Source organism: Bacillus sp. FDAARGOS_1420, assembly GCF_019344915.1.
In the GTDB taxonomy this organism is placed as follows: Bacteria; Bacillota; Bacilli; order Bacillales; family Bacillaceae_G; genus Bacillus_A; species Bacillus_A mycoides.
On the sequence record NZ_JAHWJB010000002.1, the window covers coordinates 1,117,512 to 1,130,074 of the forward strand.

Genomic DNA, 12,563 nt, shown 5'->3' on the forward strand with positions numbered 1-12,563 from the left:
TACTGAAAAATAAGTATGTCTGTTTTTATATTTAAATGAAGATAGTTTCGAGGTACATGTTGAACAGGATAATAATGATTTTTCTAGAATGTATAAGAGGAAGATTAAAAAATAAGATATGATGTGATAAAGTGTATAAGAAGAAAATAAAGTGTTTATAAATGAATAAAAGTATGGAAATTATTTAGGAGGTAAAAATGAGGTTTACAAAAACAATGTTACTTTCAATTGTAGTTTCAATTGGTTTGATGGGATGTTCGCTAGTAGAGGAAGGGAAGAACTCCATAGATTACGCTCAAAAAGCGACAGACTATGTAAATGAAATAAGTGCATTTGCAAATGAAGCGCCAGCATTAGCTGAAAAGGCTGTTAAGGATGGGGAAGCCCGGAAAGAACTAGAAACGAAACTTACTGAAATCAAACAAGATATACCAGCTTTTAATGAATTAACACCACCAGATGTAGCGAAGGATCTTCACCAGCAAATCGTCGGTTATAATGAAAAGTTAAATACATTAATTGATACATCTATGACAAAGATAGAGGAAGGAAAAATGAATGTAGAGCAGTTTAAAAACTCTGAGCTTATGCAGACGATAGAACAAGTTGGTGATTTGAAAGATAAGGTTCAAAATTTAGGGCAATAACAAAAAGATCCGTTTATCATAAACGGATCTTTTTGTTATTGAATACAATAGATGATTACACCAATGACAATAATAATGTTGCCAATGATTTTTCGTTTCGTGATTTTCTCCCCTAGGAAGTACCAACTGAAAATTAAAATGATGATATAACTTAATGATTCTAATGCAGATGCTTGCTTTAATGCCAAGCCCTTTAAGGCGATCACATTTAATCCGGCATTAATTACAAATAAAAAGTAGCCGATGATAACATAAGGATTCACATATTCTTTTATTCTAGAATCGTATTGTTGTAAAGTAGCCTTTTTTAATAATATTTGTGAGTAATTGGCTAAAATTATCCCAAATATCAATAATAACATATAACTATTCATCTTTTGTCACCACCACAATTCCGACGATAATAATAGCTGCGCCAAGTATGTGATTCCACTGTATCGTATCTCCAAATAGGAATACTGACCAAAGCATTGACCACAGTATTATAATTCCACGGTGTGAATATGCTCTAGAAATTTCAAAGTTCTTAATGACTTGTTGCCATAGAATTGCATATCCGAATAAAAGTACAACAAGTCCGAAGTAAGCAATAAAAAATGAAATTGATGCAATAGGGAATTGAGATGCCCATTTCATGTAAACCATAATGATAGAATATATCAAGAAGGCCACATGTAAAAATACATAGTTTTTAATAGTTGGTTTCATATATTCACTCTCTTTTACATTTATATACACGCGTGTAAACTCGCTGTATATAATCAATAGATTCTTATTATATAGAAGGCATATTGAAATGATTTTTGTTTATTCCTTCACATTCCAAAATATATAGTATCATGTCTTCTAATGTAAAACAATAGGAGGCAATGCGTAGCTTTAGAGCTGAAAATAATAGAGCTAGTAGAGTTAGATTTTCCACTGTTCTATAATTTGTATCGTTTTATTTGTTGCATCCATCTCTATTTGAATACCTATTGGCAAAGTAATCATTGGATGAGTATGACAACAGTCAAAATCGGCTAGAAAAGGAAGTTTTTGATTTTGTAATACTTCTAATAATATTTCGTAAGGTTTTCTATTTGTACCACAATCATCAAATTGCTCATGTTTTCCAAGGATGATACCTGAAACTTTATCAAAAACGCCGTTAATTTTAAGTAATGAAAAACTTCTTTCGATAGTAGCTGCATCTTTTGAGCTATCTTCAATAAAGAGAATGTCACCATCTTGAATAAGTGGCATATAGGGGCTACCCCAAATACCTTGTATAGTATTTAAATTCCCACCAATAATACGTCCAGTAGCTTTCCCACCAATTACTGAAATCCAATTGTTCGGTCGAAGATCTTTTTCTTTCGTTTTTTCTTCCCAATTAATAAATTCATCTGACCAAAATAATGGCTGGTTTATGTTGTAAGGAAGGTGTTGATCAGTTAATAAAGTATCCGCAAAATATTTGTACGTGCAATCTACGAAAGGCTCAAATTCACCAAAAGAAGGAACAAGTGCTGGACCATAAAATGTAGGAATTCCTGTTTTTGCATAAATTCCTAGTAATAATGCTGTTGTGTCTGAATAGCCAATCATTAATTTAGGATTCTTTTGAAAAGTCTCATAATCAATATAAGGTAGTAATGAATTTGAATTCAGTCCCCCAATTGTCGACATGATACAAGAGACGTTAGGGTTTCTAATCAAGTCATTTAATTCATCAGCACGTTCTTTAATGCTCCCGGAGCGATAATAATCATATTGACCTGTTAGTGAACCTTCTAATATATGAAAACCTTTCTGTTCTAAGTATAATTTTGCTCGCTCAAATCTCTTTGGAGAAGTATAGGTTACTGGTGAAGAGGGAGAGTAGATGCCAATTGTATCGCCATATTTCAATGCTTTTGGAAGTATCATTTGTATAAATCCTTTCTATTATATAGTGTTTTTGTGGTTCGATGTTATTGAATATTCTTATATTTTGTTGTTTTTAGTGTAACACATATGAAAAAGAGAACGAGGTTGAAATTATAATTGCTGTAGATGAATAAATATACTTTTTACCTTGACGATATAAAGTAATTGTTGTTATGGTTAAACATGAGTGTATAAAAGGTTGCTAAAGGAGTTTTAGAATGAAGCGGTTAAAATGGGGAAGATTAACAATCCTATTAGTAGTAATTCTGGGTATATGTTGGTTCTTTTTCCAAGGGGTTCAAAAGAGTGAAATAAATGTAGATACTCAGCCTTTACAAGTGGCAGAGCTACCTAAAACAGGGCTATCTGAAAAAGTAGTTCCACCAAAATATATACCACCAGAAATTGATGCAAAAGCAGCTATTATTATCGATGCGAGTAATGGAGAAGTTATTTATCAAAATAATGAAAATGAAGCTGTTGCCCCTGCTAGTATGTCAAAAATGATGACAGCATATCTCGTTTTAGAGAGTATACATAATGGGAAAGTCCACTGGGAAGATCCAGTGAAAACAAGTGAAAAGTCGGCACAAACAGAGGGTGCAAAAATCCCGATGCAAGCAAATGATACATTAACTGTTAAGGACTTATATCATGCGTTAATGATTGAATCAGCTAATAATTCGGCTGTCGCTTTAGCGGAACATGTAGCTAAGACAGAAAAAAACTTCGTTCAACTTATGAATGAAAAAGCAAAGCAGTTAGAAATGTCAGATAAAGCTAAATTCGCAAATGCTTCCGGATTGCAGGAGCCCGACGGAAGTGAAACAAAAATGACAGCAGCTGACGTAGCGAAATTAGCGTATCATCTTATAAAAGACTATCCAGAGATATTAGAAGTGACTCACTTACGTCAAAGTCAGTTAGCATTTAATAATATTAATGTTACAAACACAAATGAGATGTTAAACAAAAATAATAAAGCTTTATATATAGAAGGAATAGACGGATTAAAAACAGGATTTACAGATAGCGCAGGGTATTGTTTTACAGGTACTGCAAAACAAGGCGATAATCGTATTATTACAGTTGTTATGGGGACAAAAAGTAAAACAAAACGTTTTACAGAAACAAATAAATTAATGTCCTATGCATTTCAATTACTTAATTAGGTGAAGAAAGAAGTAAATGAGATTGTTATAAAAATAAGACAGACAGTTTATTGAACCTTGATTTTGGTGACGATAAACTGTTTTTTTTCTTTGACGTATAGGAAGTAAAAACTTAAGTGATATCATTTGAGTTTGTTTTTGTTTGTTGATATTATTAAGTTAAGAACTTATTAATAATAAGTTCTTAACTTAATAATAAGTTCAAGGGGCATTATATGCTTCGTACATATGATACTGCCTCAAATGAAAAATTGGAGGGAATTGTAATGGCAAAAGATTTTTACTCAGCAATTGAAGACAGAAGATCTATTTACGCGATTAGTAAAGAGCAAGTAGTTTCTGATGAAAGAATTCAAGAAGTGATTTATCATGCTGTGAAACATACACCTTCGGCTTTTAATTCTCAAAGTGCAAGAGTTGTTGTATTACTAGGTGAACAACACGACAAATTATGGAATGTTACGAAAGAAACGTTACGAAAAATTGTACCAGAAAATAATTTTGCACCTACTGAAGAGAAAATGAATGCATTTAAAAGTGGCTATGGGACAGTTTTGTATTTTGAAGATAGTAAAGTAGTAGAAAGTTTGCAAGAGAACTTTGCACTATATAAAGATAATTTTCCTACATGGTCTCAGCAATCTTCTGGAATGTTGCAATTTGCGATTTGGACAGCATTAGAGATTGAAGGTTTTGGTGCTACATTGCAGCATTATAATCCGTTGATTGATGAAGAAGTAAGGAAAGAATGGGATGTACCTGAAAACTGGAAGTTAACTGCGCAAATGCCATTTGGTAAACCGGTAGTTTCGGCAGGAGATAAAGAATATCAGCCATTAGAAACTCGTGTGAAAATTTACAAATAAAATAAAAAATAAAAGGTGAACAGAGATATAATCTGTTCACCTTTTATAAGTAGTAAGGATTTTTTTTGTAGGAATTTTTCATCTGATTTTTTAATTTGTTTTTACGTGTTTCAATAGTTGATACTTTTTGTAATGTTATAATTGAAACGAATTGAAAAAAAGCATAGTACAGTTCTATATTTTTATTTATAGGATCATCTATTATGTTTTTCATAAATATATCTCCTTTTTTTATCTCACTATTTGCGGGCAGTAAGGCTTCCATATCAAAATTCAATGATACGTATAGAATACCGACCTGTAAAAGTTCGATTGGTTTCAGTGTGGGGTGAATAAAATTTGTATGGATTAAAATCCTACTTTATATATGATAATATAAATATCCTGAAAATTCCATGGATAGTGAAAAATAGATAGTGGAATGTGTATTTTCGTCAAATTAGAACAGGATTTTTGGGGTTAAATCTTACAAATCGTCAATTTTTTTAAAAACGATGGATATATCAAAAAAAGTTTTTTGAAAATATTATACTATTGATAAAAAAGCATTTTTTGTCATGATAAGAGTATGCTTCATGGAAGGGACTTTACTAGAAAATATATTCTTTTCATTGTATTAGATTAATAGAATTTTTTAAAGTGGATAGCAAAAGAAAAATATATATTAAGATAATGAATGGAATGTCGAATTTTCAATGAAATACATAAGAAATTTGAAAAAAGCATTGCAAAAACACACTGTTTAATGATAAAGTTCACATGAAGTTCACACTAAATTCACTTCAATCGTTTAAAATAAATGATGTATGAAAAATAAAACTCTTGCTAAAAAATGGAACTGGATGAATATTTTACTTTGATAATATTGTAAAGTACTAAGTTTATAGTTTTCTCAAGAGGATAGTAGGGAAAGGAAGTAAAGACAACTTATGAAAAAAGTAATCGCAGGTTTAGCAGCAGCATCTGTAGTAGGTGTAGCAGTTCCTGGAATGGATTCTGCTCATGCACAAGTTTCAAATGATGCGCTAAAAGAAATTAATGGACAAACTCAAACTCAAACTCAAACTCAAACTCAAACTCAAACTCAAACTCAAACTCAAACGACTGTAACTGAAACAAAAACGGTAGAAACAACTTCTGAATTAAAATACACAGTAACAGCTGATGTATTAAATGTACGTTCAGGTGCTGGTACAGGACATGACGTTATTTCTAAAGTGAAATCAGGTCAAGTACTTCAAGTAATTGGACAAGAAAATGGTTGGTTCAAAGTTAGTGTAAACGGTCAAACAGGTTATGTAAGTGGGGACTTCGTAACAACTGGTGGCAACAAAGGAACTACTACTACTGTTCAGCAAGGAACAGGCACTTACACAGTAAACGTTTCTTCATTAAACGTACGTACAGGCCCAAGTGCATCTCATACTGTTTTAGGTTCTGTAAATAAAGGAAAAACAGTTCAAGTTGTAGGTGAAGTTCAAGATTGGTTTAAAATTAACTTCAATGGTGGAACTGGATACGTAAGCAAAGACTTCGTAACAAAAGGTGGTTCAGCTGTGTCTAACGAAACTCAGCAACCAACTACAAACAACAACAATACTACTACAGTTCAAACTGGTGGATCATATGTTGTTAACACAGGTGCTTTAAAAGTACGTACAGGTCCAGCTACATATAACCCTGTAATTGGTGGGGTAACAAATGGTACAGTATTAAACGTTACTGGCGCTGAAAATGGTTGGTATAAAATTAACCATAATGGCCGCACTGGTTACGTAAGTGCAGACTTTGTTAAGTTTGTAAAAGGCGGAGTGAACAATGTAGTTACTGGTGGTAACCAAGGTACGAACCAAGGTACGAACCAAGTACAAAAACCAACAGCACCAACAGGTGGAGATACATCTTCAATCGCTGGATTCGCTAGATCTTTAAATGGTTCACCATACAGAACTGCTGGTACAACACCTGCTGGTTTTGACTGCAGTGGATTCATTCACTACGTATTAAATCAAACTGGTCATAAAGGCGCTCGTCAAACAGTTGCTGGATACTGGAGCTCTAAAACAAAGACTAACAGTCCACAACCAGGTGATTTAGTATACTTCCAAAATACTTATAAATCAGGTCCTTCTCACATGGGCGTTTACTTAGGTAATGGACAGTTCATCAGTGCAGAAACTGACGCAACTGGCGTACGCATTAGCTCTGTAAGCAACTCTTACTGGAGTAAGCACCTATTAGGTTACACAAAAGCATACTAAGAAAAAGTATTTTATATACTTTTCGTATAGAGAAAAGGCTTTCCAGGGAAACTTGGGAAGCCTTTTTCATAGTTGGATAAACTAACAGTATAGTAGTATTTATCCTGCTATTTGCGGGATAATAATCAGCGGGGGATGGACAAATCCCCGCTGATTAAAGTTTCACTTTATGTCAATTTTCCATGCAAAAACTTAGCATATAAATCATGAAAATAGTTTGGACGGAATAAGTTTGCTGCATGACCTGCTAATGGAATTTCTTTATATAAAACGTTCGGAAGAATGGACTTCAAATCAAAGAGACAAGATTTATAGAGATGATCATGTTCTCCCATCACCCATAATATAGGATGGGGAAGTGCTTTTAATTTAGATTTTAAGTCGAATTCTAAGCGGTGTCGTAATGACTCAGCAATAATGGACGAGTGTAATTGTAATCCGAAACGGTAATAAATATTTCGTGAAATAACAGCGAATGGATTTGCCCTTAGTATTCCACTTGGAAAAATAGTACTAGCATACTGAGAAAGCCAAGATGAATATTCATCACCACGTTTTTCCCAAAAATTCTGAAAAACATTATATAAACGGGAAGGGTTATTATAATGTCCACCAATATGACAAATACTCAATACTTTTTCTGGATGCATTTGTGCAAATGTCGTAGAGATATAACAGCCATAGCTTAGAGCACAAATATGAGCCTTTTTAATTCCCTCTTTTTCATACAAGTTCAATAATTGATCTACGAGGCGCTGTATTGAAAAGTCGATAGCTTCTCCTTTATCGTCGCCGTGACCTAATAAATCATAAGTTATAATGTTGTAGGAGGCAGAAAATCGTTTATGCTCTTTTTTGAAGGCGCGGCGATTTCCAACTAATCCATGAATAAAAATGATTGTTTCCTTTTCGGAATGTTTATTTGTTTGCAAAAAGGATACTCCTTTCAATGCTGGAGATTTATATAGTGTTTTAAATTAGCTAATTGATAAAATTAGTTATATATTTTCTATGCGTAGTCTATAATTTACATAGAATAATAATAAGTACCAGGTAATAATATCAGATATTTATACTTGTTGTAAAGATGAGTTTATATGTATATTTTGTAAAATTAGAAAAAAGTGTGTTTACATTCAGTTTACATTTATAGCGTATTCTAGTTTTAGAAAGAATAGTTTTGTTTATAACGAGGAGATGAACGACAATGGAAGTTAGGAATACAGAAAAGAAAAAAGGGAATTGGAGGCAGTTTTTACGTCTCATTCAAGATACAAATCCACCGAAAGGCATTCTTATTTTTGCATTAATAATGAGCTTACTTTCTACTGGAGCGAGTTTGTTTATTCCAATGCTGACAAAAGGTTTAGTTGATAATTTTTCACTTTCTTCAATTAGTACGGGACAAATTGTTGGATTAATTGCATTCTTTATTATTCAAACAATTGCTGCAGGATTGTCAATTTATTTACTGAATTATATTGGACAAAAAATTGTAGCTGGACTTAGAGAACGATTGTGGAAAAAGGTACTTATTTTACCAGTGTCTTATTATGATCAAAACAGAACGGGAGATACAATTAGTCGTATGACAAATGATACAGGTGTTGTTAAAACATTAATTTCTGAGCATTTGTCAAACTTATTAACAGGCGGTATCTCAATTATTGGGTCATTAATTGTATTATTTGTTTTAGACTGGAAAATGACAATTTTACTTTTAACGGTTATTCCATTATCGGTATTAATTTTAGTTCCACTTGGACGGAAAATGTATAAGATTTCAAAAGCACTTCAAGATGAAACGGCTTCTTTTACTAGTGTATTAACACAAGTACTATCAGAAATTCGTTTAGTAAAATCTTCAAATACGGAAAAAAAAGAATATGAAACAGGTAATACAGGTATCCAAAAATTATTGCAATTTGGTTTGAAAGAAGGAAAAGTGCAAGCATTAATTTCACCTGTTATGTCGTTTGTTTTAATGGCATTGCTTGTTATTATCGTAGGGTATGGTGGAATGCGAGTTTCTAGTGGTGCATTAACAACAGGTGAACTTGTAGCATTTATTTTGTATTTAGTTCAAATTATTATGCCGATGAGTCAGTTATCTATGTTCTTTACTCAGTTTCAAAAAGCAATTGGTGCAACCGAAAGAATTAATACGATTTTAGAATATGAAGTAGAAGATCATGAAACAGGTATGAATGTTACAAATGCGAAGCAGTCGATCGTTATTGAAAATGTACATTTTGAGTATAACGAAGAAGAGAAAGTGTTGGAAAATATCGATTTCACGATTGAATCTGGAAAAGTAACGGCGATTGTAGGACCAAGTGGTAGCGGAAAAACAACTTTATTCTCGCTGTTAGAACGTTTTTATGAGCCAACTAGTGGTTTCATAAAATTAGGGAAAGAACCAATTACAGCATATTCATTACAATCATGGCGACGTCAAATTGGTTATGTTTCACAAGATAGTCCGTTAATTGATGGAACGATTCGTGATAATATTTGTTACGGTGTTGAGGGTGAAGTGACGGATGAAGAAATTGAAAAAGTAGCAGCGATGGCGTATGTTGATGCGTTTATTCATGATTTACCAAGTGGATACGCAACAGAAGTTGGAGAGCGTGGTGTGAAGCTTTCTGGAGGGCAAAGACAACGAATTGCGATTGCTCGAGCGTTACTACGAAATCCGCAAATCCTTATGTTAGATGAAGCGACTTCAAGTCTTGATAGTAAATCGGAATCGGTTGTTCAGAAGGCGTTAAATAACTTAATGAAAGGTAGAACAACTTTAGTTATTGCGCATAGACTTTCTACTGTTGTAGATGCAGATAAAATTATCTTTATTGAAAAAGGGAATCTTACAGGAAGTGGCTCACATGATGAGTTATTACGGACACATGACATGTACCGTGAATTTGCAATGCAACAATTGAAAATTAAAGAAGGAGCATTATAGAATGAAAACAATCAGTGAAGGGGCACTTCACTGATTGTTGATTTTAGAGTGCCAAAAAGTATGTTAAGCAGAAAGGATATGATTCCTTGATATCCAAAATTTTAATTGTAGATGATGATCCGCACATTAGAGAACTTGTCTCTGTATTTTTGGAACGAGAAGGTTTTCAAACATATGAGGCCGTTGATGGATTAGATGCTCTTCGAAAAATAGAAGAAGTGAAAGTCGATATGGCGATTCTTGATATTATGATGCCAAATATGGATGGGTTTGATTTATGTTATGAATTAAGAAAATACTATGATATCCCAATTCTTATGCTGACTGCTAAAGGTGAAACATCTCAAAAAGTAAAAGGATTTCACCTCGGAACAGATGATTATCTTGTAAAACCATTTGATCCTTTAGAATTAGTTGTGAGAGTGAAGGCATTATTGAAACGTTACCAAATTACAGTATCGCAATCTATTCAAGTTGGGAATGTACTGTTAAATCGTAAAACATTTGAAGTTAACGCCGGAGAACAAACGGTGACGCTGCCGCTAAAAGAATTTGAGTTGCTCTTTACATTAGGATCTAAAGCGGGAAGAACTTGTTCAAGAGAGCAATTAATAGAAGACGTATGGGGATATGATTTTGAAGGGAATGAACGCACGCTAGACGTTCATATTAATCGGTTGCGTGAAAAGTTTCAAGAAGAGCTATCGAAGTTTAGTATAAGGACGATAAGGGGCTTAGGGTATCGCTTAGAGGTAAGTAAATGAGAAAAAGAGAAAGAATGAGTAAGATGAAGATGTTAAAAGTAATAGGGGCGATAGTAGCGCTCTTTGCTTTTCTTACTATAATTTGGTCGATAGCCTTTTTTGTATCGTCTAGTCTAATGAAAGCTTTTGAAATAAACGTATCGCCTTTTATTAGTTTTCTAATTAGTGATATGGTCGGCTTTGTTTTTATCGTTCTTATTTGGACATTAATCGGGATTTTAATGAGACCGAAGCGAGAGGCGATGATTTGGACGATCATTGAACCGATACAAAAAATTGCAAAAGGGGACTTCTCTGTAAAAATACGGAATGAAGAAAAGTATGATGGCGAAATTGGTGTGCTTGTAAAAAGTATTAACGATATGACGGATGAACTTAATGCAATGGAGAAAATGAGACAAGAATTTGTATCGAATGTTTCTCATGAAATACAGTCGCCATTAACATCTATTAAGGGATTTGCTCGAGCGCTACAAGATGATAATCTACCAGTTGAAAAAAGAAAACATTATCTTACTATTATTGAAACTGAAACAACGCGATTATCTAAATTGAGTCAAAATTTATTGAAGCTAACACTTTTAGAGTCAGAGGAGTATTCACCAGAAAGAGCCACTTATCGATTAGATCAACAGTTGAAACAAATTGTGTTAAATAGTGAGCCTCTTTGGGATGAAAAAGGACTTGAGTTAGATCTCGATATGGATAAAGTGTGTGTTACTGCAGACAAAGAAAGTATGAGCCAAGTATGGATTAATTTAATTCATAACAGTATTAAATTCACACCAAATGGTGGCACGATTACAATTCATTTAAAAGAACATAAGGAATTCTTGGAAGTAAGTATTCATGATACGGGAATTGGTATATCCGAAGAACAGAAACAACATATTTTTGAACGTTTTTATAAAGCGGATTCTTCACGAAACCGTGCTTATGGAGGAAGTGGATTAGGTCTAGCAATTGTAAAAAAAGTACTCGACCTTCATCAAGGAAAAATAAAAGTTGAGAGTGTAGAAGGAAATGGTACAGAATTTATTGTGCGTATTCCAAATCATGAAGAAAAATAGTGTTAGAAGGAGGCCTTCTAACACTATTTTTCTTTAAAAATGCATTTACCATTACTATAGTTACCTATAAGTAACCTACGCACATAAAAGTGCATCATTGCCTTTTTACATAAACATAGATACACTTTTAATATAATAAACAACTGAGAAGATTAAGGAGTGTTACACTTGGCAGAATTATTACAAGGGAAAAATGCTTTAATTACAGGAGCAGGTAGAGGGATTGGTCGCGCTGTAGCGATCGCATTAGCGAAAGAAGGCGTAAATGTTGGTCTTTTAGCTCGTTCAGAAGAAAACTTAAAAGCAGTTGCGAAAGAAGTAGAAGCAGAAGGCGTAAAAGCTGTTATTGCGACTGCTGACGTATCTTCATATGAAGAGGTAACTACTGCAATTGAAACATTAAAAAACGGTTTAGGATCTATCGATATTTTAATTAATAACGCTGGTATTTCTAAATTCGGTAAGTTTTTAGAATTAGACGTTGCTGATTGGGAAAAAATCATTCAAGTAAACTTAATGGGTGTATACTATGCAACTCGTGCAGCTTTACCAAGTATGATTGAACAACAATCTGGTGATATTATTAATATTTCATCTACAGCAGGACAAAAAGGTGCACCTGTAACAAGTGCATATAGTGCTTCTAAATTTGGTGTTCTTGGTTTAACAGAATCATTAGCAATGGAAGTTCGTAAACATAATATCCGTGTAACAGCTTTAACTCCAAGTACAGTAGCAACTGACGTGGCTGTAGACTTAGGATTAACTGATGGAAACCCTGATAAAGTAATGCAAGCGGAAGATATTGCAGAGTTTATCGTAGCGCAGCTGAAATTAAATAAACGTACATTTATTAAATCAGCAGGACTTTGGTCTACTAATCCGTAAGGGCTGAATTTATAAA

Annotated in this window: 13 protein-coding genes; 8 read left to right on the forward strand and 5 right to left on the reverse strand. The window is 33.4% G+C overall.

Annotated features, from left to right (window positions below; all coding sequences use genetic code 11):
* Positions 1 to 197: 197 nt before the first annotated feature.
* Entirely contained in the window at positions 198 to 647 is a 450-nt protein-coding gene (locus I6L50_RS16050; RefSeq protein WP_219302031.1) for a DUF6376 family protein, read from the forward strand.
* Positions 648 to 682: 35 nt separating this feature from the next.
* On the opposite strand, the gene I6L50_RS16055 is transcribed toward I6L50_RS16050, so the two are convergent.
* The 3 genes from I6L50_RS16055 to I6L50_RS16065 all read right to left on the reverse strand — a co-directional run bounded on the left by I6L50_RS16055 (position 683) and on the right by I6L50_RS16065 (position 2,558).
* Positions 683 to 1,021 carry an EamA family transporter gene (locus I6L50_RS16055; RefSeq protein ID WP_002165951.1) on the reverse strand — a complete coding sequence of 113 codons (339 nt, stop codon included), beginning with the start codon at positions 1,019 to 1,021 and terminating at the stop codon, positions 683 to 685.
* Complete coding sequence (locus I6L50_RS16060) at positions 1,014 to 1,355, reverse strand: EamA family transporter (protein WP_002086172.1); 342 nt, start codon at positions 1,353 to 1,355, stop codon at positions 1,014 to 1,016. Before I6L50_RS16060 ends, I6L50_RS16055 begins: the two co-directional genes overlap by 8 nt.
* Before the next feature lie 201 nt (positions 1,356 to 1,556).
* Complete coding sequence (locus tag I6L50_RS16065) at positions 1,557 to 2,558, reverse strand: S66 family peptidase (protein WP_219302032.1); 1,002 nt, start codon at positions 2,556 to 2,558, stop codon at positions 1,557 to 1,559.
* A 218-nt stretch (positions 2,559 to 2,776) separates the two neighbouring features.
* On the opposite strand from I6L50_RS16065, the gene I6L50_RS16070 reads away from it, so the two are divergent.
* Positions 2,777 to 3,730, forward strand: coding sequence for a D-alanyl-D-alanine carboxypeptidase family protein (locus I6L50_RS16070; protein ID WP_219302033.1), 954 nt, complete (start codon positions 2,777 to 2,779; stop codon positions 3,728 to 3,730).
* Between the two features lie 266 nt (positions 3,731 to 3,996).
* Complete coding sequence (locus I6L50_RS16075; RefSeq protein WP_113938303.1) at positions 3,997 to 4,596, forward strand: nitroreductase family protein; 600 nt, start codon at positions 3,997 to 3,999, stop codon at positions 4,594 to 4,596.
* Between the two features lie 43 nt (positions 4,597 to 4,639).
* Here the strand turns inward: I6L50_RS16075 and I6L50_RS16080 are convergent, their stop codons facing one another.
* Positions 4,640 to 4,810: a hypothetical protein gene (locus I6L50_RS16080; protein ID WP_002086168.1), complete on the reverse strand. Its 171-nt coding sequence runs from the start codon at positions 4,808 to 4,810 to the stop codon at positions 4,640 to 4,642.
* 715 nt (positions 4,811 to 5,525) lie between these two features.
* Here I6L50_RS16080 and entFM point away from each other — a divergent pair.
* Positions 5,526 to 6,857, forward strand: coding sequence for an enterotoxin EntFM (entFM, locus tag I6L50_RS16085; protein WP_219302034.1), 1,332 nt, complete (start codon positions 5,526 to 5,528; stop codon positions 6,855 to 6,857).
* A 167-nt stretch (positions 6,858 to 7,024) separates the two neighbouring features.
* On the opposite strand, the gene I6L50_RS16090 is transcribed toward entFM, so the two are convergent.
* Positions 7,025 to 7,789, reverse strand: a complete 765-nt coding sequence (locus I6L50_RS16090; RefSeq protein ID WP_002135756.1) for an alpha/beta fold hydrolase — start codon at positions 7,787 to 7,789, stop codon at positions 7,025 to 7,027.
* A 275-nt stretch (positions 7,790 to 8,064) separates the two neighbouring features.
* On the opposite strand from I6L50_RS16090, the gene I6L50_RS16095 reads away from it, so the two are divergent.
* From I6L50_RS16095 to I6L50_RS16110, 4 genes are all read left to right on the forward strand, one after another.
* A complete protein-coding gene (locus I6L50_RS16095) occupies positions 8,065 to 9,825 on the forward strand; it encodes an ABC transporter ATP-binding protein (RefSeq protein ID WP_113938236.1) in 1,761 nt (586 codons plus the stop codon).
* A gap of 86 nt (positions 9,826 to 9,911) precedes the next feature.
* Positions 9,912 to 10,589, forward strand: a complete 678-nt coding sequence (gene hitR, locus I6L50_RS16100; protein ID WP_219302035.1) for an envelope stress response regulator transcription factor HitR — start codon at positions 9,912 to 9,914, stop codon at positions 10,587 to 10,589.
* On the forward strand, positions 10,586 to 11,659 hold the full coding sequence (gene hitS, locus I6L50_RS16105) for an envelope stress sensor histidine kinase HitS (RefSeq protein WP_002135757.1): 1,074 nt from the start codon (positions 10,586 to 10,588) through the stop codon (positions 11,657 to 11,659). The genes hitR and hitS overlap by 4 nt, the downstream gene beginning before the upstream one ends.
* Positions 11,660 to 11,827: 168 nt before the next feature.
* Positions 11,828 to 12,547: a 3-ketoacyl-ACP reductase gene (locus tag I6L50_RS16110; protein WP_219302036.1), complete on the forward strand. Its 720-nt coding sequence runs from the start codon at positions 11,828 to 11,830 to the stop codon at positions 12,545 to 12,547.
* Positions 12,548 to 12,563 lie beyond the last annotated feature (16 nt).

Excerpts from the sequence above, each read along its gene's own strand:
- I6L50_RS16050 (WP_219302031.1), top strand. The coding sequence starts at position 198 with ATGAGGTTTACAAAAACAATGTTACTTTCAATTGTAGTTTCAATTGGT.
- I6L50_RS16055 (WP_002165951.1), bottom strand. The coding sequence starts at position 1,021 with ATGAATAGTTATATGTTATTATTGATATTTGGGATAATTTTAGCCAAT.
- I6L50_RS16060 (WP_002086172.1), bottom strand. The coding sequence starts at position 1,355 with ATGAAACCAACTATTAAAAACTATGTATTTTTACATGTGGCCTTCTTG.
- I6L50_RS16065 (WP_219302032.1), bottom strand. The coding sequence starts at position 2,558 with ATGATACTTCCAAAAGCATTGAAATATGGCGATACAATTGGCATCTAC.
- I6L50_RS16070 (WP_219302033.1), top strand. The coding sequence starts at position 2,777 with ATGAAGCGGTTAAAATGGGGAAGATTAACAATCCTATTAGTAGTAATT.
- I6L50_RS16075 (WP_113938303.1), top strand. The coding sequence starts at position 3,997 with ATGGCAAAAGATTTTTACTCAGCAATTGAAGACAGAAGATCTATTTAC.
- I6L50_RS16080 (WP_002086168.1), bottom strand. The coding sequence starts at position 4,810 with ATGAAAAACATAATAGATGATCCTATAAATAAAAATATAGAACTGTAC.
- entFM (WP_219302034.1), top strand. The coding sequence starts at position 5,526 with ATGAAAAAAGTAATCGCAGGTTTAGCAGCAGCATCTGTAGTAGGTGTA.
- I6L50_RS16095 (WP_113938236.1), top strand. The coding sequence starts at position 8,065 with ATGGAAGTTAGGAATACAGAAAAGAAAAAAGGGAATTGGAGGCAGTTT.
- hitS (WP_002135757.1), top strand. The coding sequence starts at position 10,586 with ATGAGAAAAAGAGAAAGAATGAGTAAGATGAAGATGTTAAAAGTAATA.